Origin of the sequence: Streptomyces sp. NBC_01171, from assembly GCF_045039805.1 — a bacterium.
GTDB lineage: Bacteria > Actinomycetota > Actinomycetes > Streptomycetales > Streptomycetaceae > Streptomyces.
Genome location: NZ_CP108609.1, coordinates 4,563,577 through 4,586,725 on the forward strand (window position 1 = coordinate 4,563,577; position 23,149 = coordinate 4,586,725).

18 protein-coding genes, 3 tRNA genes and 2 pseudogenes are annotated in these 23,149 nt (G+C 71.8%); 11 read left to right on the top strand and 12 right to left on the bottom strand.

The annotated features are described in order from the left end of the window. Positions 1-8 precede the first annotated feature (8 nt). From OG448_RS20995 to OG448_RS21010, 4 genes are all read right to left on the bottom strand, one after another. Positions 9-629 carry a class F sortase gene (locus tag OG448_RS20995; RefSeq protein WP_405555944.1) on the bottom strand — a complete coding sequence of 207 codons (621 nt, stop codon included), beginning with the start codon at positions 627-629 and terminating at the stop codon, positions 9-11. Positions 630-750: 121 nt separating this feature from the next. Next, positions 751-1,284 (bottom strand): hypothetical protein, encoded by a 534-nt coding sequence (locus tag OG448_RS21000; protein ID WP_405555946.1) that lies wholly within the window; start codon positions 1,282-1,284, stop codon positions 751-753. A gap of 294 nt (positions 1,285-1,578) precedes the next feature. Further along, positions 1,579-3,225 carry a M4 family metallopeptidase gene (locus tag OG448_RS21005; protein ID WP_405555947.1) on the bottom strand — a complete coding sequence of 549 codons (1,647 nt, stop codon included), beginning with the start codon at positions 3,223-3,225 and terminating at the stop codon, positions 1,579-1,581. A gap of 173 nt (positions 3,226-3,398) precedes the next feature. Then, positions 3,399-4,076, bottom strand: a complete 678-nt coding sequence (locus OG448_RS21010; RefSeq protein WP_405555949.1) for a vancomycin high temperature exclusion protein — start codon at positions 4,074-4,076, stop codon at positions 3,399-3,401. 131 nt (positions 4,077-4,207) lie between these two features. Here OG448_RS21010 and OG448_RS21015 point away from each other — a divergent pair, with 131 nt between their 5' ends. The 4 genes and pseudogenes from OG448_RS21015 to OG448_RS21030 all read left to right on the top strand — a co-directional run. Beyond that, positions 4,208-5,482 carry a deoxyguanosinetriphosphate triphosphohydrolase gene (locus OG448_RS21015; RefSeq protein ID WP_405555951.1) on the top strand — a complete coding sequence of 425 codons (1,275 nt, stop codon included), beginning with the start codon at positions 4,208-4,210 and terminating at the stop codon, positions 5,480-5,482. A 106-nt stretch (positions 5,483-5,588) separates the two neighbouring features. Next, positions 5,589-6,848 carry an NAD(P)/FAD-dependent oxidoreductase gene (locus OG448_RS21020; protein WP_405555952.1) on the top strand — a complete coding sequence of 420 codons (1,260 nt, stop codon included), beginning with the start codon at positions 5,589-5,591 and terminating at the stop codon, positions 6,846-6,848. Positions 6,849-6,895: 47 nt separating this feature from the next. Beyond that, the gene (gene dnaG / locus OG448_RS21025; RefSeq protein ID WP_405555953.1) at positions 6,896-8,800 is read left to right on the top strand and encodes a DNA primase; all 1,905 of its coding nucleotides are present in this window, start codon (positions 6,896-6,898) and stop codon (positions 8,798-8,800) included. A gap of 132 nt (positions 8,801-8,932) precedes the next feature. Continuing rightward, a pseudogene (locus tag OG448_RS21030) lies at positions 8,933-10,129 on the top strand (RNA polymerase sigma factor); the annotation flags it as partial. Between the two features lie 193 nt (positions 10,130-10,322). Here OG448_RS21030 and OG448_RS21035 read toward each other — a convergent pair. From OG448_RS21035 to OG448_RS21050, 4 genes are all read right to left on the bottom strand, one after another. Beyond that, positions 10,323-12,251, bottom strand: coding sequence for an ABC transporter ATP-binding protein (locus OG448_RS21035; protein ID WP_405555955.1), 1,929 nt, complete (start codon positions 12,249-12,251; stop codon positions 10,323-10,325). Then, positions 12,251-13,984: an ABC transporter ATP-binding protein gene (locus OG448_RS21040; protein ID WP_405555957.1), complete on the bottom strand. Its 1,734-nt coding sequence runs from the start codon at positions 13,982-13,984 to the stop codon at positions 12,251-12,253. Before OG448_RS21040 ends, OG448_RS21035 begins: the two co-directional genes overlap by 1 nt. Before the next feature lie 127 nt (positions 13,985-14,111). Further along, positions 14,112-15,566, bottom strand: a complete 1,455-nt coding sequence (locus tag OG448_RS21045; protein ID WP_405555959.1) for an FGGY-family carbohydrate kinase — start codon at positions 15,564-15,566, stop codon at positions 14,112-14,114. A gap of 96 nt (positions 15,567-15,662) precedes the next feature. Continuing rightward, on the bottom strand, positions 15,663-15,971 hold the full coding sequence (locus OG448_RS21050) for a YtxH domain-containing protein (protein ID WP_391291657.1): 309 nt from the start codon (positions 15,969-15,971) through the stop codon (positions 15,663-15,665). A gap of 170 nt (positions 15,972-16,141) precedes the next feature. On the opposite strand from OG448_RS21050, the gene OG448_RS21055 reads away from it, so the two are divergent. The 3 genes from OG448_RS21055 to OG448_RS21065 all read left to right on the top strand — a co-directional run bounded on the left by OG448_RS21055 (position 16,142) and on the right by OG448_RS21065 (position 16,544). Continuing rightward, positions 16,142-16,214 (top strand) — tRNA-Asn (locus OG448_RS21055). A 6-nt stretch (positions 16,215-16,220) separates the two neighbouring features. Further along, positions 16,221-16,293: transfer RNA gene (locus tag OG448_RS21060), tRNA-Asn, on the top strand. Positions 16,294-16,470: 177 nt separating this feature from the next. Next, positions 16,471-16,544, top strand: a tRNA-Ile gene (locus OG448_RS21065). A gap of 9 nt (positions 16,545-16,553) precedes the next feature. On the opposite strand, the gene OG448_RS21070 is transcribed toward OG448_RS21065, so the two are convergent. Genes OG448_RS21070 through OG448_RS21080 form a run of 3 tightly spaced genes read right to left on the bottom strand, consistent with a single transcriptional unit; the run spans position 16,554 to position 19,715 of the window. Further along, positions 16,554-17,591 carry a TolB family protein gene (locus OG448_RS21070; protein WP_405555961.1) on the bottom strand — a complete coding sequence of 346 codons (1,038 nt, stop codon included), beginning with the start codon at positions 17,589-17,591 and terminating at the stop codon, positions 16,554-16,556. Beyond that, positions 17,588-18,865 (bottom strand): MFS transporter, encoded by a 1,278-nt coding sequence (locus OG448_RS21075; RefSeq protein WP_405555963.1) that lies wholly within the window; start codon positions 18,863-18,865, stop codon positions 17,588-17,590. Before OG448_RS21075 ends, OG448_RS21070 begins: the two co-directional genes overlap by 4 nt. Position 18,866: 1 nt before the next feature. Beyond that, entirely contained in the window at positions 18,867-19,715 is an 849-nt protein-coding gene (locus OG448_RS21080; protein ID WP_405558879.1) for an alkaline phosphatase family protein, read from the bottom strand. A 181-nt stretch (positions 19,716-19,896) separates the two neighbouring features. Here OG448_RS21080 and OG448_RS21085 point away from each other — a divergent pair. Then, positions 19,897-20,424, top strand: a pseudogene (locus OG448_RS21085) (hypothetical protein); the annotation flags it as partial. Here the strand turns inward: OG448_RS21085 and OG448_RS21090 are convergent. Continuing rightward, positions 20,345-21,343: a helix-turn-helix domain-containing protein gene (locus OG448_RS21090; protein ID WP_405555965.1), complete on the bottom strand. Its 999-nt coding sequence runs from the start codon at positions 21,341-21,343 to the stop codon at positions 20,345-20,347. The pseudogene OG448_RS21085 and the gene OG448_RS21090 overlap by 80 nt on opposite strands. A 141-nt stretch (positions 21,344-21,484) precedes the next feature. Here OG448_RS21090 and OG448_RS21095 point away from each other — a divergent pair, with 141 nt between their 5' ends. The 3 genes from OG448_RS21095 to OG448_RS21105 are packed head-to-tail and all read left to right on the top strand — an operon-like array spanning position 21,485 to position 23,117. Continuing rightward, entirely contained in the window at positions 21,485-21,886 is a 402-nt protein-coding gene (locus OG448_RS21095; RefSeq protein ID WP_405555967.1) for a hypothetical protein, read from the top strand. 47 nt (positions 21,887-21,933) lie between these two features. Beyond that, positions 21,934-22,353: a hypothetical protein gene (locus OG448_RS21100; protein WP_405555969.1), complete on the top strand. Its 420-nt coding sequence runs from the start codon at positions 21,934-21,936 to the stop codon at positions 22,351-22,353. A gap of 23 nt (positions 22,354-22,376) precedes the next feature. Continuing rightward, positions 22,377-23,117 carry a D-Ala-D-Ala carboxypeptidase family metallohydrolase gene (locus OG448_RS21105; RefSeq protein WP_030816217.1) on the top strand — a complete coding sequence of 247 codons (741 nt, stop codon included), beginning with the start codon at positions 22,377-22,379 and terminating at the stop codon, positions 23,115-23,117. The last annotated feature ends 32 nt before the right edge of the window (positions 23,118-23,149 follow it).

The window sequence follows — 23,149 nt, forward strand, 5'->3', positions numbered from 1 at the left end:
GCGTGCCGTCAGGTACCGCGCGCGCCGGTCAGGTGCGCGAACACCACCACGTTGCCCTGATACCCGGTCGTCCTGGAGTACCCGCCCCCGCAGGTGATCACCCGGAGTTCGGGGCGGGAAGAGGCGCCGTAGACCTTCTCGTCGGGGAAGTCCTTCGCCGAGTACACCTCGACCGCGTCCACCGTGAAGACCGCCGTCGTGGCGTCCTCGCGGTCCACCTCGATCGTGGCGCCGCGCTTCAGGGCGCCGAGGTCGTAGAAGACGGCGGGGCCCTCGGTGTTGTCGACGTGGCCGGCGACGACGGCGGTGCCGGTGTCGCCGGGGGTGGTGCCGGCCTCGTACCAGCCGGCGAGGTTCTTCTCGGCGGGGGGTGGGACGTCGAGGCTGCCCGAGGAGGTCAGGGAGAGGCCCATCAGGGGGGCGTTCACCCGGATCGCGGGGATGCGGACGCGGGTCGGCGGGGACGCCAGCAGCGGCGTGGCCGCGCCGCGTTCGCCGCCCGGATCGGGGCGGCCCTCGGCGGCGGACGGCTGCGGGGGCGTACCGGTGTCGGTGCTGAGCAGCCACACACCGGTGCCGAGCGCGAACGCCGTGACGGCGGCTATGGCGGTGTCACCGATCCTGCGCATGGGAATCCCTTCCCGGAGACAGCCCTTGGGGGAAGGCCCGCCCCCTAGGGGTCACGAGGGGCATCGGACCCTTAGGGGGCGGGGCTTCGCGGTACCGGCGACGGACAGCGGAGGGTGTCCGTCAGATCCCGTCGCCTCTCGCCCGGCGATGCAGGAGCCAGGTACCGCCCGCGGCGGCGACGGCCAGAGCCGCCACACCCGCCGTGGTCTGTACGGGGCCGGGGCCCAAGGCGCCACCGACCCCCGTCTTCACACTGCCGTGCGGCTGCACCTGCCCGTGCGCCCCGGCCATGGTCACCCTCAGGTCCCCCGTCACCCGCTTCTCGCCCTCCACGCAGCGCGCGACGATCTCGTACGTCCCCGGCTGCGCCCCCGCCGGCACCTGGAACTGCCCGATCGCCTCGCCGTCGTGCGTGGTCGGCGCCAGCGCGAACGTTCCCGCGCCCACGGCCCCCGCGTCGCCGACCGCCGCGCCCTTCTCCCCGCAGGCCGCCGTGTTCACCGTGACCTGGCTTCCGGGCAGCGCGGTGGACGGGTACACCTGGAGGCTGCCGGGCGTGAGGTGCGCCGCGCCCGCGTGGGCCGGAACGGTGCCGAGCCCGGCCGCGGCTACGGCCAGCGCGGTACCGGTCAGCAGACGGGCGGTGCGTCGCATGGTGCTCCCCAGAGCTTGTCCGACTCGTGTTCCGTGTGATCCAGGGGGCGTGCCCCTGCCCTTTTGAGGTAAAGGCCACCGCGCCCGGTCCGCCTCCCGAGCCGGCGCCCCCGCTGCGGTGAACGGGTGGCGCCCGCCACCCCCGCACGGGTGAGGCGGCACGACATAACAGCAGGTCAGAGGCGCACGGAGGACAGGGGAACAAGTGCACACGAATGGCGTGCGGCCGGGGGGAACGCGAAGACGGTGCGCCGGACCCCGACGCACCGTCAGTCACCGCTCGTCGAAGCCGGCTCAGTTCACGTTCACCGCGCTCCACGCCGCCGCGACCGCGTTGTACTCCGCGCTCCCGGCCCCGTACAGGTCCTTCGCCGCGTTCAGGGTCGCCGTGCGGGCGCCCGCGTACTTGGTGGAGGAGGTCATGTACACCGTCAGCGCCCGGTACCAGATCTTGCCGACCTTGTCCCGGCCGATGCCGGTCACCGACTGGCCGTTGGCGGTCGGGGAGTCGTACGAGACACCGTTGACGGTCTTCGCGCCGCTGCCCTCGGCGAGGAGGTACGCGAAGTGGTTGGCGACGCCGGAGGAGTAGTGCACGTCCAGGTTGCCGAGCGAACTGCTCCAGTAGTCGGCCGAGTTGCCGTCCTTGGAGGGCTTGTCCATGAAGCGCAGCGCGGCCTTGCCGAAGCCGGGCTTCACGATGCGCTCACCGATGAGGTAGTCCCCCTTGTCGGTGGCGTTGTCCGCGTGCCACTCGACCATCGTGCCGAGGATGTCCGAGGTCGCCTCGTTGAGGCCGCCGGACTCGCCCGAGTACGTCAGCGCGGCCGTCTTGGAGGTGACGCCGTGCGTCATCTCGTGCCCGGCCACGTCGAGCGCGACCAGCGGGCCGAAGGTGGTGCCGTCACCGTCGCCGTAGGTCATGCAGAAGCAACTGTCGTCCCAGAAGGCGTTGTTGTAGTTGCTGCCGTAGTGGACGCGGTTGTACGAGCCCTTGCCGTCGCCGGCGATGCCGTTCCGGCCGTGGACGTCCTTGTAGTAGTCCCAGGTCTGGTCGGTCCCGTACTGGGCGTCGACGGCCGCCGAGGCGCGGTCGGCGGTGGCGCCGGTGCCCCAGTGGTTGTCGGCGTCGGTGAACACCGTCGAGGGGGCGCGGCTCAGGCAGATGCCGAGGATGCACAGGTCGGTCTTGTTGGCCGCGTCGCCGGTGTACGTGTTGCCGCGCGTGGCGTCCTTGAGCTGGTACGACGAGCCCGACTGGGTCGTCTCCAGCGGAACCGTGCCGCTGTACAGCGACTTGCCGTCGCCCGCCGCCGTCTCGATGCTGTCCCAGGCGTCGATCCGGGCGCCGGTGCGGGCGTCGGTGAGCACGGTACGGCCCACCGGGTTGCCCAGGGTGTCCAGGCCGACCGCGTTGGTCCGCCAGGCCAGTCTCGGCTTGCCGTGCAGGGCGTCGACGACCAGCTCCGGCTTGGCCTTCGCACGTGTCAGCTTCCGGGGGCTGGCGGCGCGCAGCGCGTCCACCGCGATCCCGGCCGCCTTCGCGCCGGTCAGCTTCGGGGTGACGGTGGGCAGCGCGAGCGCGGTACGGGTGGCGCGGTCGGCGCCGCGGTAACCGCCGCCGGAGTTCAGATGCACCACGAAGTCCCCGCCGAGCACGGGGAGTTGGCGATAAGTGCGGTCGTAACGGACGTGCTGCGTACCGTCCTTGTCGACGATCACGTCCCGGACACTGGTGCCCTGGTCGGAGGTGAGGCCGAGGCTCGCGGCATGCGCCACGAGGAGGGAGGCCGCATCCGCGAGCGTGGTCGCCCGCCGGGGCCCGGCGTCGGCCTGGGCGGCGGGGGAGAGGGCGGTGACCAGCAAGGTTGCCGCCGCCACGGCGGCAGTGGCGGTGGCAATGCGACGGGACCCTCGGACGTGCTGCCGTATCCGGCTCATCGGTCTCCCTGGGTGAGGCGCCTATGAGGCGTGGGGGTGGCGCTGATGTCCTAGAGATTTAAGAGGGCATGACATGTCATGTCCATAGCGCCGTCAGGGGGCCTGATGGCGTTCTCGTGGAGATCCCCTACGGGGCGTGACGGTGCGTGGAGATCCCTCAGGGGACCGGCGACCTAAGGGGCGCTCGCCAGCGCCCGCTGGATGCCCCGCTCCTGTGGGCCCAGGAACTCCGGGGACGGGTGGAAGGCCGCGTCCAGTGCCGCCTTCCCCGCCGCGAAGACCTCGCGGGTGCCGCCGTAGTACCAGGTGGCGTCGTGCTCGGCCGCCACGCCGAGGCCGTACGACGAGACGCCCGCCGCTTCACAGAGGGCGACGGCGCGGCGGATGTGGAAGGTCTGGCTGATCAGGACGGCGCGGTGGACGCCGAAGATACGGCGGGCGCGGACGCAGGAGTCCCAGGTGTCGAAGCCCGCGTAGTCGCTGACGATGCGTCGGGCGGGGACGCCGTGGTGGCTGAGGTAGGCGCGCATGGCGCTCGGTTCGTCGTAGTCCTTGCGGCTGTTGTCGCCCGTGACCAGGACCGCCTTGATGCGGCCGGCGCGGTACAGGCGCGCCGCCGCGTCCAGGCGGTGGGCCAGGTACGGGGACGGGCCGCCGTTCCACAGGCCCGCGCCGAAGACGACCGCGACCTCGGTGCGCGGCACGTCCGACGCCGTGCGCAGCCGGTCCGCCGTGGAGACGTACAGCCAGGTCGACGGCAGCAGCGCGAGCACGCAACCCGCGACCACGGCCCGCACCAGCCGTCGGCGCCCCCGCACCGTGCGCGGCAGCCTCGGTCGGCCGATCCTCATCCCGCCCCCTGTGTTCGATCCCGTGCCGGAGGACGTGAATCGCGGCCGTGTGGTTCACTCCGACCTCGCACATCGCCACAATTCCGTCACCCCTGCCGCGCGATGTCCGTACCGGCGCTTACTGTCGAGGCATGGAAGGCACCGCACACCCCTCGACCTACGACCCGACCTCCGTCGAACGCTGGGCACCCGAACCCGACAAACGCCCCGGCCGCACCGCCTTCCAGCGCGACCGTGCCCGCATCCTGCACTCCGCCGCGCTGCGCCGCCTCGCGGGCAAGACCCAGGTCGTCACGCCGGGCACCCGCGGCCACGCCTGGGACGCCAGCCCCCGTACCCGCCTCACCCACTCCCTGGAGTGCGCCCAGGTCGGCCGCGAGCTGGGCGCTGCCCTCGGCTGCGACCCCGACCTCGTCGAAGCCGCCTGCCTCGCGCACGATCTCGGCCATCCCCCCTTCGGCCACAACGGCGAACAGGCGCTGAACGAGTTCGCGGACGACATCGGCGGCTTCGAAGGCAACGCCCAGTCCCTGAGGCTCCTCACCCGCATCGAGCCCAAGCGCTTCACCCCCGAGGGCTCCGTCGGCCTCAACCTCACCCGCGCCACCCTGGACGCCGCCACCAAGTACCCCTGGCCGCGCGGCGCCCACCCCACCGACCCGGCGTCCCCCAAGTTCGGCGTCTACGACGACGACCGCCCCGTCTTCGACTGGGTCCGCAAGGAGGCCCCCGGCACCCGCACCTGCTTCGAGGCGCAGGTCATGGACTGGTCGGACGACGTCGCGTACTCGGTGCACGACGTCGAGGACGGCCTGCACGCCGGTCACGTCGACCCCAACTGCCTGCACGCCGACCCCGAACGGGAGGCGGTCTTCGAGGTCGCCATCGGCCGTTACGTCCCCGCCGACACCGACCCCGCCGAACTCGCCGAGGCCCTCGACCGGCTCCTGGACCAGGAGTGGTGGCCGCACGGCTACGACGGCACCGCGGTCGCCCAGTCCCGGCTCAAGGACGCCACCAGCCAGCTCATCGGCCGCTTCTGCCTCGCCGCCGAGACCGCCACCCGCGCCGCGTACGGCACCGGCCGCCTCACCCGGTACGGCGCCGAACTCGTCGTACCCCGCGAGGTGCGCATGGAGTGCGCGGTGCTCAAGGCGGTCGCCGACCGGTACGTGATGCAGCGCGCCGAGCAGGAACTGCTCCGCGCCGATCAGCGCATCGTCGTCGCCGAGCTGGCCGAGGCGCTCACCCTGCGCGCGCCGGACGGCCTGGAACCGCAGTTCAGGGCGTTGCTCGACGAGGCGGAGAGCGACCACGCGCGCAAGCGGGTCATCGTCGACCAGATCGCCTCGCTGACCGACGCGTCCGCCCGCACGCTGCACGCCAGGCTGACCGGGCATATGTAGCGGGAAAATGACAGGGGGTGGCCCGTTTCCGGTCACCCCCTCTTCCCGCACCACGCCGCGTGCGGGACGCTCGCCTGAAGGCGGCATCTTTACGAGGAGGCATCAAGTGGTCGACGCGGATCAGACGTTCGTCATCGTCGGAGGCGGGCTCGCCGGAGCGAAAGCGGCCGAGACGCTCCGCGCGGAAGGGTTCACCGGCCGCGTGATACTGATCTGCGACGAACGGGACCACCCCTACGAGCGTCCGCCGCTGTCCAAGGGACACCTGCTCGGCAAGGAGGAGCGCGACAGCGTCTTCGTCCACGAGCCCGCCTGGTACGCCCAGAGCGACATCGAGCTGCACCTCGGCCAGACCGTCGACGCCATCGACCGCGCGGCCAGGACCGTCCGCCTCGGCGACGACGGCACCCTGATCCGCTACGACAAGCTGCTGCTCGTCACCGGCGCCGAACCCCGCCGCCTCGACGTCCCCGGCACCGACCTCGCGGGCGTCCACCACCTGCGCCGCCTCGCCCACGCCGAGCGCCTCAAGGGCGTGCTGGCCGCCCTCGGCCGGGACAACGGCCACCTGGTGATCGCGGGCGCCGGCTGGATCGGCCTGGAGGTCGCCGCGGCCGCCCGCGAGTACGGCGCCGAGGTCACCGTGATCGAGCCCGAACCCGCCCCGTTGTACGGCGCCCTCGGTCCCGAGCTGGGCAACCTCTTCGCCGAGCTGCACCGCGAGCACGGTGTCCGCTTCCACTTCGGGGTCCGGCTCACCGAGATCATCGGCCAGGACGGCATGGTCCTCGCCGCCCGCACCGACGACGGCGAGGAACACCCCGCGCACGACGTGCTCGCCGCCATCGGCGCCGCCCCCCGCACCGGCCTCGCCGAGGCGGCCGGCCTGGAACTGGCCGACCCGGCCGTGGGCGGCGGCATCGCGGTGGACGAGCACCTGCGCACCTCCGACCCCGACATCCACGCCGCCGGGGACGTGGCGAACTTCCCGCTCCTCGGCGGCCGGCTCCGCGTCGAGCACTGGGCCAACGCCCTCAACGGCGGTCCCGCCGCCGCCCGCGCGATGCTCGGCCAGGACGTCACCTACGACCGCATGCCGTACTTCTTCTCCGACCAGTACGACCTGGGGCTGGAGTACAGCGGCTGGGCTCCCCCCGGCTCCTACGACCAGGTCGTCATCCGGGGCGACGCGGGCAAGCGCGAGTTCATCGCCTTCTGGGTGCGCGAGGGCCGGGTGCTCGCCGGGATGAACGTGAACGTGTGGGACGTCACAGAGCACATCCAGCGCCTCATCCGTTCCGGCGCCGAGGTGGACGTGGAGGCGCTCGCCGACCCGCACGTCCCGCTCGCGAACCTGGTGCCCTGAGCACCGGGGGCGCGGGGAGTGTCCCCGGACCCCCGTAGAATTCATCCGTGGCAGGACGGATCAACGACGAGGACGTGAAGGCGGTACGGGACGCGGTCCCGATCGACGCCGTGGTCTCCGAGTACCTCCAGCTTCGCAACGCGGGTGGCGGAAACCTCAAGGGCCTCTGCCCCTTCCACGACGAGAAGTCGCCGTCCTTCCAGGTCAGCCCGAGCAAGGGGCTCTTCCACTGCTTCGGCTGCCAGGAGGGCGGCGACACCATCACCTTCGTGATGAAGGTGGACCACCTCTCCTTCTCCGAGGCCGTCGAGCGCCTCGCCGGCCAGGCCGGGATCACCCTGCGCTACGAGGAGGGCGGCTACAACCCCGCCCACCAGCGCGGCGAGCGCATCCGCCTGGTCGAGGCCCACAAGATCGCCGCGCAGTGGTACGCCGAGCAGCTCGCCACCAGCCCCGAGGCCGACACCGGCCGGATCTTCCTCGCCGAGCGCGGCTTCGACCAGGCCGCCGCCGTCCACTTCGGCGTCGGCTACAGCCCCCAGGGCTGGGACCACCTCACCCGCTACCTGCGCGGCAAGGGCTTCAGCGACAAGGAACTGATCCTCTCCGGCCTCGCCCAGGACGGCCGCCGCGGCCCCATCGACCGCTTCCGGGGCCGCCTGATGTGGCCCATCCGGGACATCGGCGGCGAGGTCGTCGGGTTCGGGGCCCGCAAGCTCTACGAGTCCGACAACGGGCCCAAGTACCTCAACACCCCCGACACCGCGATCTACAAGAAGTCCCAGGTCCTGTACGGCATCGACCTGGCCAAGCAGCAGATCGCCAAGTCCAGCCGGGCCGTCGTCGTCGAGGGCTACACCGACGTCATGGCCTGCCACCTCGCCGGGGTCACCACCGCCATCGCCACCTGCGGCACCGCCTTCGGCGGCGACCACATCAAGATCCTGCGCCGGCTGCTGATGGACAACGGCTCGGCCCGCGTGATCTTCACCTTCGACGGCGACGCGGCCGGGCAGAAGGCCGCGCTGCGCGCCTTCGAGGACGACCAGAAGTTCGCCGCCGAGACCTACATCGCCGTCGCGCCCGACGGCATGGACCCCTGCGAACTCCGCCTCGCCAAGGGCGACGAGGCCGTGGCCGACCTGGTCCAACCGCGCACCCCGCTCTTCGAGTTCGCGCTGCGCCAGATCGTCGCCCGCTACGACCTCGACACCCCGGCCGGCCGCGCCGCCGCCCTGGACGAGGCCGCGCCGGTCGTCGCCCGGATCAAGAACAGCGGCGCCCAGCACGAGGTCGCGGTCGACCTCGCGGGCATGCTCGGCATCCTCGACACCCAGTTCGTCGTCAAGCGCGTCGCCCAGCTCGCCCGCTGGGCCCGCGACCGCGGCGGCAAGGGCGGCGCCGCCCCGCAGCAGTCCCGCGCCCCCCAGCAGAGCTGGGAGGCCGCCCCCCGCCAGGCCGGCGGCCCCGCCCTCACCCTGCGCAACCCGGTCTACGCCACCGAGCGCGAACTGCTCAAACTCGCCCTCCAGCGCCCGGAGTTGGTCTCTCCCGCCTTCGACGCGTACGGCCTCGACGAGTTCACCGCACCCCCCTACGCGGCCGTCCGCCAGGCCATCGCGGAGGCCGGCGGTGCCGAGTTCGGCACCCAGGACCCCCAGGAGTACGTGGTCCGCGTCCGCGAGGCCGCCCCCGACGACACCGTCCGGGCCATGGTGACCGAGCTGGCCGTGGAGACGATCATGCGCCGCACGGTCGACGAGACGTACGCGGGCATGGTGCTGGTGCAGATCAGGCGCCGCGCCGTCACCCGCCGCCTCACCGAGCTGCAGAGCACGCTCACCCGCATCGGCAACACCGATCCGGCCCAGTCGGCGGCCGTCCAGAACGAGATGATGGTGCTCACCCGGTACGACCGGGCGCTCCAGCACGAGGGTCCGGCCGCCCTCTAGACGTTCCCCGGCGTCCCAGGATCACCACGCGGTCACGGACCGGAAGCAAAAAGTCACCGCACGACTCTCGTGGCGAAGATGTGTCGTACCCCACACTGAGGGCGGTGCCCGAGTCCCCGGAGCGCAGGCCGTCGACTTCGCGCTCCGCCGCGCCGCTGCCGCACACCCCCCGGAGCAGCGATCATCCTGGAGGTCGCCCCCGTGCAGACCCACACCCTCACGCAGACAGCCCGTACCGTCCGCGGTGGTGCCGAGCCAGGCCTGCTCGGGGCCGTGCCCGCGCAGAGCCAGGGCGACCCGGAGACGGCCCCGGAACCCACGCCCGAGGACGCCCCCGAGCCGCCCGCCGAGGCGCTGACCGGCGGCGACGACGAGCCCGTGACGCCCGTGCGCGGCGCCTCCCGCACCGAGAGCGGCGGCCCCTCCGCCGACCTGTTCCGCCAGTACCTCCGCGAGATCGGCCGCATCCCCCTGCTCACCGCCGCCGAGGAGGTCGAACTCGCCCGCCGGGTGGAGGCCGGGCTCTTCGCCGAGGAGAAGCTCAGCACCACCCCCGTGCTCGACAGCGGGCTCGCGCTCGACCTCGACCGGATCGTCGTCATGGGCCGTATGGCCAAGCGCCGCCTCATCGAGGCCAACCTGCGGCTCGTGGTCTCCGTCGCCAAGCGGTACGTGGGCCGGGGGCTGACCATGCTCGACCTGGTCCAGGAGGGCAACCTCGGGCTCATCCGCGCGGTGGAGAAGTTCGACTACGCGCGCGGGTACAAGTTCTCGACGTACGCCACGTGGTGGATCCGGCAGGCGATGTCGCGGGCCCTCGCCGACCAGGCCCGCACGATACGGGTGCCCGTGCATGTGGTGGAGCTGATCAACCGGGTCGTCCGTGTGCAGCGGCGCATGCTTCAGGAGCGAGGGTACGAGCCGACCCCCGAGGAGGTCGGCGCCCACCTCGAACTCCCACCCGAGCGGGTCCGTGAGGTCCTGCGCCTGGCGCAGGAACCGGTGTCCCTGCACGCGCCGGTGGGGGAGGAGGACGAGGTTGCCCTCGGCGATCTGATCGAGGACGGGGATGCGGCGAGCCCTGTGGAGTCGGCCGCGTTTCTGCTGCTGCGGCAGCACTTGGAGGCTGTGCTGTCGACTCTGGGTGAGCGCGAGCGGAAGGTGGTCCAGCTCCGGTACGGCCTGGCCGATGGCCGGCCCCGGACGTTGGAGGAGATAGGCCGGCTCTTCGGGGTCACGCGCGAACGGATAAGGCAGATCGAGTCGAAGACGCTGAGCAAGCTCCGGGATCACGCGTACGCGGATCAACTCCGGGGATATCTGGACTGATTCCGGCTGCGGGCCCGTCGTGGCCGGTCGCGCAGTTCCCCGCGCCCCTGGGGAACTGCAGCCCCGTCGGCCTGAACTGCGGGCAGTCGTGCCTCCCCCGGTGCCTAGAGGGCCTGGGCGGTGCCCAGGGCGGCACGGGTGGGCGCAGCGGCACCCCGCTCACGCGGGCGCGTGCGCCCACCCCCGCCCTGCCTCAGTCGACCTCGGCCACCGCCTGGGCGAACTGGGCCTTGTACAGCCGCGCGTAGGCGCCGTCGGCCGCCAACAGGGCGGTATGCGCGCCCTGTTCCACGATCGCACCGTTCTCCATCACCAGGATCGTGTCCGCGTCCCGGATCGTGGAGAGCCGATGGGCGATCACGAACGACGTCCGCCCGTCCGCCAGCTTCGCCATCGCCTTCTGGATCAGCACCTCGGTCCGGGTGTCCACGGAACTGGTCGCCTCGTCGAGAACAAGGATCACCGGCTCGGAGAGGAACGCCCGCGCGATCGTGATGAGCTGCTTCTCACCGGCGCTCACCCCCGTCCCCTCGTCGTCGATCACCGTGTCGTACCCGTCGGGCAGCGTACGGATGAACCGGTCCGCGTGCGCCGCCCGCGCGGCCTCCTCGATCTCCCCGCGGGTGACCTCGCGCGAGGACCCGTAGGCGATGTTCTCCGCGATGGTGCCGCCGAACAGCCAGGTGTCCTGGAGGACCATGCCGATCCCGGCCCGCAGGTCGTCGCGGGACATGGTGCGGACGTCCACCCCGTCGAGGGAGATCCGGCCGCCCGTGACGTCGTAGAACCGCATCAGCAGGTTGACCAGCGTGGTCTTGCCCGCGCCGGTCGGGCCGACGATGGCGACCGTCTGGCCCGGCTCCACGGTGAGCGACAGGTCCTCGATCAGCGGCTTCTCCGGGTCGTACCGGAAGGACACGTGGTCCAGCTCCACCCGGCCGCGCCGCTCGGCGGGACGCGTCCCCGGCACCGGGTCGGCCTCCTGCTCCTCGGCGTCCAGCAGCTCGAACACCCGCTCCGCCGAGGCGACACCGGACTGCACCAGGTTGGCCATGGAGGCGACCTGGGTCAGCGGCATCGAGAACTGGCGGGAGTACTGGATGAACGCCTGGACGTCACCGATGGACAGCGTGCCCGAGGCCACCCGCAGGCCGCCGACGACGGCGACCAGCACGTAGTTCAGGTTCGACACGAACATCATCAGCGGCTGCATGACCCCGCTGTGGAACTGCGCCTTGAACGCGGCCTCGTAGAGCTCGTCGTTCTGCTCGGCGAACTGCTTCGCCGACTGCTCCTGACGGCCGAACACCTTCACCAGGGTGTGGCCGGTGTACATCTCCTCGATGTGGGCGTTCAGCGTGCCGGTGGTGCGCCACTGCTGCACGAAGTGCGGCTGGGACCGCTTGCCGACCCGCGTGGCCACCACGAAGGACAGCGGCACCGTCACCAGTGCGACCAGCGCGAGCAGCCAGGAGACGTAGAACATCATCACCAGCACGCCGATGACGGTCAGCACCGCGTTGATCAACTGGCCCATCGACTGCTGGAGCGTCTGCCCGATGTTGTCGATGTCGTTGGTGGCGCGGGAGAGCACCTCACCGCGCTGCCGCTTGTCGAAGTAGGACAGCGGCAGCCGCGACAGCTTGGTCTGCACCTGCTCGCGCAGCCGGTACATCGTGCGGTTCACGGCCCGGTTCACCAGCCGGGTCGCCACCGCCATCAGCAGACCCGCGACCAGGAAGACCCCGAGGGCCAGCAGCAGCACCCGGCCGACCGCGTCGAAGTCGATGCCCTGGCCGGGGGTGAAGTCGGTGCTGCGCAGCATGTCCGCGACGGAGCCCTGGCCCCGCGCGCGCAGCGAGTCCAGCACCTGCTCCTTGGACGCTCCCGCGGGCATCTTCCGGCCCACGATGCCGGCGAACACCAGGTCGGTGGCCTGGCCGAGGATCTTCGGGCCGATCACGTTGAGCGCCACGCTGATCACCACGCAGGCCAGCAGGCCGTAGATGGTGACCCGTTCGGGCCGGAACTGGGCCACGAGCCGCTTGCCCGAGCCCTTGAAGTCCATCGACCGCTGGTCGGGGCCGCCCCCGGCCATCATGCGTCCCATGGGACCGGCCATCAGGCGGCCTCCGCTTCCGTCAACTGGGAGAGCACGATCTCCCGGTACGTCTCATTGCCCGCCATCAGCTCGTGGTGGCGGCCGGAGCCCACCACCCGGCCCTCGTCCAGCACGATGATCCGGTCCGCGTCGCGGATGGTCGCCACCCGCTGGGCCACGATCACCACGGTGGCGTCCGCCGTCTCCCGGCCGAGCGCCGCGCGCAGCGCCGCGTCGGTGGCGTAGTCGAGCGCGGAGAACGAGTCGTCGAAGAGGTAGATCTCCGGTCGCTGGACCAGCGTGCGGGCGATGGCCAGGCGCTGGCGCTGACCGCCCGACACATTGGTGCCGCCCTGTGAGATGGGCGCCTCGAGACCGCCCTCGAGCCGCTCCACGAACTCCTTGGCCTGCGCGGTCTCCAGCGCGGCCCACAGCTCGTCGTCGGTGGCGTCGGGCTTGCCGTAGCGCAGGTTGCTGCCGACGGTGCCGGCGAACAGGTACGGCTTCTGCGGGACCAGGCTCACGGTGCGGGCCAGCAGGGCCGGGTCGGCCTCGCGGACGTCCACGCCGTCCACCAGGACCTCGCCCTCGGTGGCGTCGAACAGCCGGGGGACCAGGCCGAGCAGGGTCGACTTGCCGCTGCCGGTCGAGCCGATCACGGCCGTGGTCTCGCCCGCGCGCGCCACCAGGTCGATGGAGCGCAGCACCGGCTCCTCGGCCCCCGGATAGCGGAAGCCCGCGTTCCGGATCTCCAGATGTCCGCGTCCGCGCAGCTCGGTGACCGGCGCCACCGGCGGCACGACGCTGGACTCGGTGTCCAGCACCTCCTGGATGCGCTCGGCACAGACCTCCGCGCGCGGCACCATCATGAACATGAAGGTGGCCATCATCACGGACATGACGATCTGCATCAGATAGGCGAGGAACGCGGTCAGGTCGCCGATCTGCATCCCGCCGCTGTCGATCCGGTGCGCGCCGAACCACACCACGGCGATGGACGACACGTTCACCACGGTCATCACCATCGGGAACATCAGCGCCAGCATCCGGCCGGTGGCGAGCTGCATCTCGGTCAGATCGCCGTTGGCCTTCCCGAACCGCCCGTGCTCGTACTCGTCGCGGACGAAGGCGCGGATGACCCGGTTGCCGGTGATCTGCTCGCGCAGCACCCGGTTCACGGTGTCCACCCGGGTCTGCATCGACCGGAACAGCGGCCGCAGCCGGCGCACGATCAGCATCACGCAGATGCCCAGCACCGGCACCACCGCGATCAGCACGGCGGACAGCGGCACGTCCAGCCCGAGGGCCAGCACGATGCCGCCGACGCACATGATGGGCGCCGACACCATCAGTGTGAACGTCATCAGGACCAGCATCTGGACCTGCTGCACGTCATTGGTCGTACGGGTGATCAGCGACGGCGCGCCGAAGTGGCCGAGCTCCCGCGAGGAGAAGGACTGCACCCGGTCGAAGACCGCGCCACGCAGGTCCCGGCCGAGCGCGGAGGCGGTACGGGCGCCGAAGTACACGGCGCCGATGTTGCAGACGACCTGGACCAGCGAGATGCCGATCATCAGGGCGCCGAACGTCAGGATGTAACCCGTGTCACCCTCCACGACACCGTTGTCGATGATGTGCGCGTTGAGGGTGGGCAGGTACAGCGTGGCGCTGGTCTGGAGGAGCTGGAGCACCACCAGCAGGGCGATGGGTTTCTTGTAGGGCCTGAGACAGGTCCGCAGAAGTCGTATGAGCACGCTTGTCTCTCGGAGTCGGCGGTGGGGCGGTGGAACTGCCCATGGCCCTATCGTCGGACACTCCACCGGTGTTACCTCAACCGATTAACCCATCGGGTGCCCCGCCGGCTCCGACCGGTACGGGTGGTTATGCCTGGAACGCCCCCGGATGGGTCTGCTCCCGCACCGCCACGTACTGCTGGCGCACCGCCTGCCCCACGGCCAGGTCGTCGCCCGGCTCCAGCACCTGCGCGGCCGCCCCGTGCCAGGCGGGCGGGGTACGCGGGTCCAGGGTGCCCTGCGCGGCTCCGAGGGCCCACGCGGCCTGGCGGGCGGCGCCGATCGCGGCGTAGTCGGCGGGCTGCGGCACGACCACCTGCACCCCGAACAGCGACGGCGCCATCGCCTGTACGGCGGGCAGCTCGGCGGCCTGCCCCAGCAGGAAGATCCGGCGCACCGCGACCCCCCGGCCGCGCAGCACGTCCAGCGCGTCCGCGAGCCCGCACAGCATGCCCTCGAAGGAGGCCCGCGCCAGGTGCTGGGCCTTCATCGACTCCCGGCGCAGCCCGGCCAGGGTGCCCGCGGTGTGCGGCAGGTTGGGGGTGCGCTCGCCCTCCAGGTAGGGGAGCAGGACCAGGCCGTGCGAGCCGGGCGTGGACTGCAGCGCCAGCTCGGACAGGGCCTCCAGGTCGGGCAGGCCCAGGAGTTCGGCGGTGCCGCGCAGGGCCCGTACGGCGTTCAGCGTGGTGACGACCGGGAGGTGCATGCCGGTGGCGTCGGCGAGGGAGGTGATCATCCCGGTCTGGTCGGCCAGCGCCTCGGTGTGCACGGCCATCACCGAACCGGACGCGCCCAGCGAGACGACCGCGTCGCCCAGGCCGATGCCGAGGCCGAACGCGGCGGCCATGGTCTCGCCCGTACCGGCGGAGATCAGCAGCCCCTCCGGGGTGGTGCCCGCGGCGTCGGCGGGGCCGATCACCTCGGGCAGCGCCACCTGGTGGCCGAGCGCCAGCTCGACCAGGTCGGGCCGGTAGGTGCCGGTGGCGGCGGACCAGTACCCGGTGCCCGAGGCGCCGCCCCGGTCGGTGGTCCGGCGCACCGGCCGGCCCAGCAACTGCCAGACCAGCCAGTCGTGCGCCTGGAGCAGTACGGCGGTACGGCTGGCGTTCTCCGGCTCGTTCTTCGCCAGCCAGCGCAGCTTGGTCACCGGCCGGGCGGCCTGCGGCACACAGCCCACCGCCTGCGCCCACGCCTCCCGGCCGCCGAGCGCGTCGATCAGGTCGGCGGCGGCCACCTGGGCCCGCTTGTCGGCCCCGGCCATCGCGGGGCGCACGGTGTTGCCCTGCGCGTCCAGCGGAACCACGGCGTTGGCCTGCGTGGAGACGCCGATGGCCTGCACGCCCTCCAGCAGCCCGCCGCCCGCGGCCTCCCCCAGGGAGAGCAGCCACGCCTGCGGGTCGACGTCACTGGGCCGCGGGGCGCCGTCCGGCACGTCCAGCGGATGCGGGGCGTACCCCTGGCGCAGCACGGACCCCGTGTCCGTGTCGCAGACCACGATGCGAGTGAATGCGGGCGAACTGTCCAACCCGGCGACTATCCCCATGGCTCAAATTCTGCCGCAGAACGCGGGCTGCTCCGGCCGGTACGCCTGTGCCCCCTGGAGCCGCTGCTCAGGGGGCACGTGCGCGGGGTGGCCGGTTCAGGGGTGGCTGGTGCCCCAGTCGTCCTCGGCCGGCCGGCCGTGTCCGTTGCGCCCGAGACGGGAGCGGACGCGGTCGGTGAACGACTCGGGGACGTGATCCCCGACCTTCTCGCTGACCGTGTGCAGCGCCTTGCCCGCGTAGACCTTGCCCTGCTGGGCGGCGGTCTCGGCGGTGTTGCGCACGGCGGGGTTCTGCGCGACCCCGCGAGCGGCCTTCTTGAGCTGCTCGTAGCGCTGCTGGCCGGCGCGTGCTCCGAGTACGTATCCGACGGCCAGTCCGGCGACGAACGTGAGCCGGTAGCGCATGTGGGCCACCCTTCCTTGCGTAGTCCCTGACGGGGTCTGTGGTGCTGGGCCGGCGCCCGAGGGGAACCGATTGGCGGAGCACCCCCCTGCTTGCGCTAATGTATGTGTCGCAGCGAGCGTCCGCCCCCTGGCGAATACCCAGGTGGATGCGTTCGATGCAGACGAAGCGATCCCCTGTAGCTCAATTGGCAGAGCAGCCGGCTGTTAACCGGCAGGTTACTGGTTCGAGTCCAGTCGGGGGAGCTTCGGTCCTCCGTAGCTCAATTGGCAGAGCAGCCGGCTGTTAACCGGCAGGTTACTGGTTCGAGTCCAGTCGGGGGAGCGCGTTGAACGAGGGCCCTGCGGGGTCCTTTTTCATGTCCGGGAGAGTCCGGGAGAGCCTCGGGGAGTCGTTCCAGGTCAGGGAAGCAGCGCGGAAGCCGACCATCCGAAGCAGGAGATCGTATGAGCGGCTATGCTGCGGCAGACGGCGCGCACAGTTGTACGCGACACGCCGCGAGGGGCGGTAGCTCAGCCGGTTAGAGCAGCGGACTCATAATCCGTCGGCCGTGGGTTCGAGTCCCACCCGCCCCACCCACACCATCACCCGGGTACGTCCCGGCCGACGTACGCCGGGGACACCGCGGCAGTTGTCAGGCGGTGGGTCGTGCCTGTGCCGTCGGCCCGGACCGTGTAGAGGTCGGCGCCGTAGTCGCCCGGGAGGGCGTAGACGAGGGTGCGGTTGTCGCGCCAGACCAATTGGTCGTCCACGCTGCGGTGTTCGGCGAGGGCCGTTTCGCGGCCGGTGCTCAGGTTCAGGACGTACAGGTGCCAGGGGGCCTCCTCGGGGGCGCCCTTGACGCGCTTCTTGTAGGCGATCCGGGTTCCGTCCGGGGAGAGGGACGGGCACTCGACGTTCGGGTGCAGCGTGGTGAGCGTGCGGGCGCGCAGGTCGCCGCGGACCAGGTAGGTGCTGCCGCGCGTCGCCATGGTGGCGTAGAAGGTGCGGTCGTCGGCCGCGAAGGTGACGCCCCAGAAGTTCACGTCCGCCGCCCGGTAGGGCCGGCCGTCCTTGACGATCCGGTACGCCTCCAGGGTGGGGGTCAGCCGGCCGGTGCGGGTGTCGACGATCGCCGCCCGGGTGGAGAAGGCGGTGCCGGCGTACGAGTCACCGCCGACGAACGCCGTCCAGGCGGCGAACCGGCCGCTGGGGGAGACCCGGGCGCGCGAGGGGATGCCCGGCACGTCGTAGTGGGCCCGCTCCTTCAGGTGGGCGTCGAGGATCACCGCGCGGTAGGTGTCCTGGACCGGCCCGTGCACCGCCCGCAGGCACACCCCGGTGCCCGAAGCGGCGTAGAAACGCAGGCACTTGACGCCGGACGCGGTGCGCGGTCCGGATGGGTCGGCGGCCGGGGCCGACACCAGCTCGTCGCGGTGCGGGCCCCACGCCATGTTCCGGAAGACCACACGGGGACCGCCCCCGGTCAGCGTGAGCCGTCCGGAGGCGATCCGCGGGCCGCCCGGACGGGCCTGGTCCAGGCGGTCGGCCCGGGCCGACGCGTGCAGCACGGACGCCGCCGCGACACCCGCCAGTACGACGAGCGCCGATACCAGGATCAGGACGCGCGAACGCAGGGTCATGCCGGCCTTTCGGAGACGGTGGGGCGCAGGACGAGCGCGACCAGGCCGCACAGCGCCAGCGCGACGGCGGACCCGGTGAGCGCGGCGCGGTCGCCCCACGCCGTCCAGGCCGCGCCGAAGGACAGCGAGCAGGTGAAGCGGGCCAGCGCCTGGCCCGTCTGGACCAGCGCGAGCCCGGACGAGCGCAGCTCCGGCGGCACGCTGTCGGCGGCCGCCGCCATCAGCACGCCGTCGGTCGCCGCGTAGAAGGCGCCGTGCAGGAGCAGGACGGCGTACGGCAGGGCGGGGCCGTGCCAGGAGGACAGGAGCAGGCCGTACGCCAGGAGCAGGGCGAGGTGGCCGGCGAGGAACACCCGCCAGCGGCCCGCCCGGTCGGCGATCCGGCCCAGGGGCACCGCCAGCAGCAGGAACGCCGCCGCCGTGCCGAGCGGCAGCAGCGCGAACCAGCGGTCCGGCACGCCGAGCCGCCGTTGCAGCAGCAGGTAGACGAACGAGTCGCTGACCGTGGCGAGTCCGAGCAGGAGGGCGCAGACGGCGATGCGCCGCAGGTCGCGGCGGCGCAGGAGGGCGAAGGCGGCGCGCAGGGTCGCGCGGGTGGCGTCCTGCTCGAGAGGAGCGGCCGTGCCGCCCGGTACGAAGAGCACCAGCACCAGGACGCCCACCACCGCCACGCAGAAGCTCACGGTGAACACCGCGTCGTAGCCGTCGACCGTGGCGCGCAGGACGAGGAAGGCGGCCAGCGGGCCGAGCAGCGCGCCCGCCGTGTCCATCGCCCGGTGCACACCGAAGGCGCGGCCCCGGGTCGCGGGGATGCTGGACAGGGAGATCAGCGCGTCGCGCGGGGCGGTGCGCAGGCCCTTGCCGGTGCGGTCGACGGCCAGTACCAGGCCGATCGGGGTGAGCGTCTGGGCCACCAGCAGCAGGGGTTTGCAGGCCGCCGACAGGGCGTACCCGGCGCCCGCCACCCACTTGTGGCGCCCGCCGCCCCGGTCGGCGAGGTGCCCGCCGGCCAGCCGGACCAGCGCCGAGACGCCGTTGTAGATCCCGTCGAGCAGCCCGAAGCCCAGCGGGGACAGACCGAGGCCCGCCACCAGATACAGGGGGAGCACGGCGGTGACCATCTCCGAGGAGACGTCGGTGATCAGGCTGACCGTGCCGAGCGCCAGCACGGTGGGCGCGACCGCGGTGAGGCGCCGCCCGGCCCGGGGCCGGACGGCGTCCGCCGCGGACGCGGCCGTCCGGGGCGCCCCGGCGCGGCTGTCCGCTACATACATGTCACGGAGTCCAGATGCCGGTGATGTCCTTCGCGGAGGCGGCGTTGCCCGCGTGCGGCAGGCCGTGCATGTCCTCCAGCGTGCGCAGCAGGTCGTAGTGGTTGTACGTGGTCGACGAGGTCGCGCCCGCCGTCACGCGCTGGCCGTACAGCACCGTCGGGATGCGGTTGCCGCTGAGCCGGTTGTCCTCGTCGAAGGTGACGACGAGGAGGCTGTTGTGGGTCTTCGCCCAAGTCGCGTACGCACCCAGCTTGTTCTTCAGCCAGGTGTCACCCGTGGACACCGAGCAGTCGTGCATGTCGCTGCACAGGTCGGGGACGACGAACGAGACCTGCGGGAGCGTGGAGTAGTCCGTGGGGAACTGCGTGAACGTCTTGGCGCTGGACGTCGGTACGTTGCTGAACCCGAACCACGGGTTGTGCTTGCGCGCGTAGTCGCCGCTGCTGCACGTGGTCGACCCCTGGCTGGGCAGCGTCTCGTTGTAGCTGGCCCACGACTTGCCCGCGCCGATCAGCTCCGAGGCGAGGTTGGGGGCGGAGGAGAAACCGGGGGTGTAGCAACTGTCGTCGGTGATGCCCTGGGTGGAACCCGAGAACAGGGCGAAGTAGTTGGGCTGGCTGGGGTGGGTCTCGGCGTAGGACTCGGTCAGGCTCGCGCCGCCGGTGCGCAGCGAGTTGATGTACGGCGCGCTGGAAGAGCCGATCACCTGACTGTAGGCGTGGTTCTCGAAGACCACGACGACCGTGTGGTCCGGGGTCGGCACCGCGGACGCGGCCTGGGCGGGGGAGGACCCGCCGAGCCCCGACCACAGCCCGGCCGCGGCGGCGACGAGGGCGAGAGCGGACGCCATGGCGGCACGGCCGCGGCGGTGGACGTTTCTGCCGGACACTTCTGACCTCCGTGATCAGCGGGCGTTGGTGATGCGCCATGAGCATGTACGCGCCAATCCAGCGACGCCCGACGGCGCCCGTCCCGCCAGATGAAAACCAGATGAACGCCCGCTCCCGACCGACGCCCCCGGCGTCGACCTCGCCGGCGACGAGATCCCGCACCCCGACGTACGACCTGCCGTGCCCCTCTTCCGTGCCGCGGTCGACTTGGGGCTAGGACGGACCGTCCACGCAGGGGAGTTCGGTCCCGCGGAGCACATCTGGCGGGCGCCCGACGAACTGGGCGCACAGCGCATCGGCCACGGGGTGTCGGCGGCCACCAGCTCCGCCCTGCTGCGGCGGATGGCGCGTGACGGGATCTTGCTGGAGGTCTCCCTGACCTCCGACGCGGCCCTGGGAGCCGTCCCCGGACCGGCCGCTCACCCGCTCCCCGCGTTCCTGGAGGCGGGAGTTCCCGTCGCGTTCAACTCCGACGTGTCGCTGCACACCGGCCGCACGCTGGACGACGAACTCCGTTTCGCGGCAGATGCCTTGGGGGCGGCTCCCGAGGTGGTCCGGGACCTCCAGGCGCGTGCGGCGCGGTACCGCTTCACCCGCCGGCCCCCGGTACGGCCTCCTGCACGTTCCGGCTCAGCATCGTCGCCCCCAGCAGGGTCAGGGTGTGGATGACCGAGTTGCCGTGGCGGTGGCTGGTGATGAGGCCGGCGTCTCGGAGGGCGGTGGTGTGGTGGGTGGCGGTGGCGGGGGTGACGCCGGCGCGGTGGGCGGCTTCGGTGGTCGTGGCGCCTGCGGCCGTCGCGCGGAGGACCCTCGCTCTCGCTCGGCCAAGGAGGACTTCCAGGGAGGGTGAGCCCGCGGTCGGGCGGGGCGGTTCGTGGTGGAGGGAGTAGGCGAGGACCGGGGGGAGGGCGGGGTCGGCCAGGGAGACCGGACCCTTCCAGCAGAAGTAGGAGGGGATCAGCAGCAGCCCCCGGCCCTGCAGGCGGATGTCGTGCTCCGTCGGGTAGGTGCCGATCTCCAGCCGGGGATGGTGCCAGCGCACCGCCGGGCCCAGGCCGCCCAGGAGGCCGTCGGTGCCGCCGTCGAGCGAGTGCCGGGCCAGCCGTACGCGCTCGGTGTGCACGCCCTCGTGCATCCACTCCTCGTGCGGCTCGATCACCGCGCGGTGGTAGGCCCGCAGGACGCTCACCAGCTCGTTGCGTGCCTCCTTCTCCGGCAGGCGGGCGAGGTGCGGGGGCACCCGTCTTATCCGGGCCAGCGTCGCCAGTTCCGCCGTCACCCGGGCCGGGGGCGTCGCCAGGATCGCCTTCAGCCCCGCCTCCAGACCGGCGGCGCCCTCCAGCGGGGTGAGGAAGTCCGGCCAGTACGACGCGCGCGGATACAGCGGCAGCAGGATCTGCCGTACCGCGCTCTCCAGCCCCGCCTCCCGTAACCGCTCGCGGGCCGTGCGGTACCAGTGCGCGTAGGCCCAGCGGCCGGCCGGCGTCTGGAAACGGTGGAGGCTCGCGGCGATCTCCCACAGGGCGTGCGGGGCTGCGGCGACCCGTGTCCTGGCCAGATCCTCCGCCGAGAAATGGAAGCGAAGCACGCTCAACACCCTTTCCACCGGCGTCATTTCACCCTGTTCGAATGAGCATGACAGCCGAAAGCGCACACCGGAGCATGAACTCGCTCCGCCGCACCGATCCCCGAGGCACCACCCGCACCTTCCGCACACCGGAGGAACCCGATGGCGAAGATCCTCACCCACCCGGCCGCGGCGGCGGCCCTGCTCGCGGCCCTCGCCGTCTCGGCGCCCGCCACCGCGTCGGCCGCCCCCGTCAACACCTCCTCGACAGTCACCAGTTGCTACGGCGGCGCCGTCACCGTCAGCTACGGCGACGCCGTCGAGTTCGGCCCCTACACCACGACCTCCCGCTGCGCCGACATCAACCTCCGCATGGTCAGCGGCGACGCCGAATTCGTCTGGGCCTGCGTGAAGTTCACCCGCGTCGGCGAGTGCAACTACTGGACCAAGGTCGGACGGAGCTGGAAGACCATCGCCACCGACGTCAAGGACGGCAGCACGTTCACCGTGCCCCTCGGCGTCGACCTCGAAGGCTCCTCCGCGCGCGTCCAGATCGCCTTCTGACCCCCGTAAGGGCACCGCGTAATGGCCCCCAAGTGATCGGACCCCACATGACCCGCACCCGGAGAACGGCGGCCGTCCTCGCCGCCACGACCGCGCTGCTCGCCGCCGGCGCCACCGCGCCGGCCGTCGCCCAGCCCGAGCAGGCCGCCGCCACCTCCTGCTACGGCGGCGCAGTGTCCCTCACCTACCGCTACTCCACCGCCGCGGTCGAGTACGGCACCTACACGACCACCTCGCGCTGCGGCGACATCAACATCAAGCTCAGCAGCTCGGCCACCGGCTTCCTGGACGCCTGCGTCGTCTTCGTGGACCACACCACGCTGTGCAACCACGGCAACACCTACTCGACGTTCGGCCCCCAGTGGGCGACCGTCGCCACCGACGTCAAGGACGGCACCCGCTTCAAGCTCCGCGTGCACGCCTACGACACCGACGCCCAGAACGTCCCGTTCCAGCTCGCCTTCTGACCGCGAACAAAAGGGAGTTCACGATGACCTTCTCTCCGAACCGCCGTACCGTCCTGCGCGGCACCCTCGCCGCCACCGCGGGCGTCTTCGCCGGGCCCGTCCTGCTCTCGGGCAGCGCGCAGGCGTACAACTGGACGCGCACCATGAACGAGGGCGCCACCGGCGCCGATGTGACGGAGCTTCAGATCCGGGTCGCCGGCTGGGCCGCCGACTCCGCCTCCCACTCGCGGGTGAGCATCGACGGCGACTTCGGTCCGGGCACGGCCGCCGCGGTGCGCCGCTTCCAGGCCGCGTACGGTCTCTCGGTCGACGGCAGTGCCGGGCCCGCCACCCAGGCCCAGCTCAACGCCCTGGAGCAGTCGGACGGTTCGACCGCGCACTTCAACTGGAGTGAGTTCTACGACCGTTCGAGCGGCAACTTCAACGGCGGCAAGGTGAGCGCGGCCGCCGTCAAGGAGAACGCCCGCCGGGCCATGTACAAGCTGGAGGCGCTGCGCAAGAAGCTCGGCAACGTGCCGATCACCGTCAACTCCGGCTTCCGCAGCATCGCGCACAACGCCGAGATCGGCGGCGCCAGCGACAGCATGCACCTCTACGGCACCGCGGCAGACCTCGACGTGCCCGGCGTCGCCAACCGCACGGTCTACCAGAAGGCCGAGACCTGCGGCTTCTCCGGCCTTGAGCGGTACGACGTCGACCACCAGCACGTCGACAGCCGCGCCGACCTCGGCCGCGCCTGGTGGTGGGAGAGCGGCACCATCTGACCGCCCGCAGGCATGGCCGGGGACCGCGCACC

Bases quoted from the DNA above. Each gene is read 5' to 3' on its own strand.
- OG448_RS21010 (WP_405555949.1), bottom strand. From the start codon at position 4,076: ATGAGGATCGGCCGACCGAGGCTGCCGCGCACGGTGCGGGGGCGCCGA.
- OG448_RS21045 (WP_405555959.1), bottom strand. From the start codon at position 15,566: ATGGGGATAGTCGCCGGGTTGGACAGTTCGCCCGCATTCACTCGCATC.
- OG448_RS20995 (WP_405555944.1), bottom strand. From the start codon at position 629: ATGCGCAGGATCGGTGACACCGCCATAGCCGCCGTCACGGCGTTCGCG.
- OG448_RS21005 (WP_405555947.1), bottom strand. From the start codon at position 3,225: ATGAGCCGGATACGGCAGCACGTCCGAGGGTCCCGTCGCATTGCCACC.
- OG448_RS21050 (WP_391291657.1), bottom strand. From the start codon at position 15,971: ATGCGCTACCGGCTCACGTTCGTCGCCGGACTGGCCGTCGGATACGTA.
- OG448_RS21080 (WP_405558879.1), bottom strand. From the start codon at position 19,715: ATGGCGTCCGCTCTCGCCCTCGTCGCCGCCGCGGCCGGGCTGTGGTCG.
- OG448_RS21000 (WP_405555946.1), bottom strand. From the start codon at position 1,284: ATGCGACGCACCGCCCGTCTGCTGACCGGTACCGCGCTGGCCGTAGCC.
- OG448_RS21015 (WP_405555951.1), top strand. From the start codon at position 4,208: ATGGAAGGCACCGCACACCCCTCGACCTACGACCCGACCTCCGTCGAA.
- OG448_RS21070 (WP_405555961.1), bottom strand. From the start codon at position 17,591: ATGACCCTGCGTTCGCGCGTCCTGATCCTGGTATCGGCGCTCGTCGTA.
- OG448_RS21100 (WP_405555969.1), top strand. From the start codon at position 21,934: ATGACCCGCACCCGGAGAACGGCGGCCGTCCTCGCCGCCACGACCGCG.
- OG448_RS21095 (WP_405555967.1), top strand. From the start codon at position 21,485: ATGGCGAAGATCCTCACCCACCCGGCCGCGGCGGCGGCCCTGCTCGCG.
- OG448_RS21105 (WP_030816217.1), top strand. From the start codon at position 22,377: ATGACCTTCTCTCCGAACCGCCGTACCGTCCTGCGCGGCACCCTCGCC.
- OG448_RS21035 (WP_405555955.1), bottom strand. From the start codon at position 12,251: ATGGCCGGTCCCATGGGACGCATGATGGCCGGGGGCGGCCCCGACCAG.
- OG448_RS21075 (WP_405555963.1), bottom strand. From the start codon at position 18,865: ATGTATGTAGCGGACAGCCGCGCCGGGGCGCCCCGGACGGCCGCGTCC.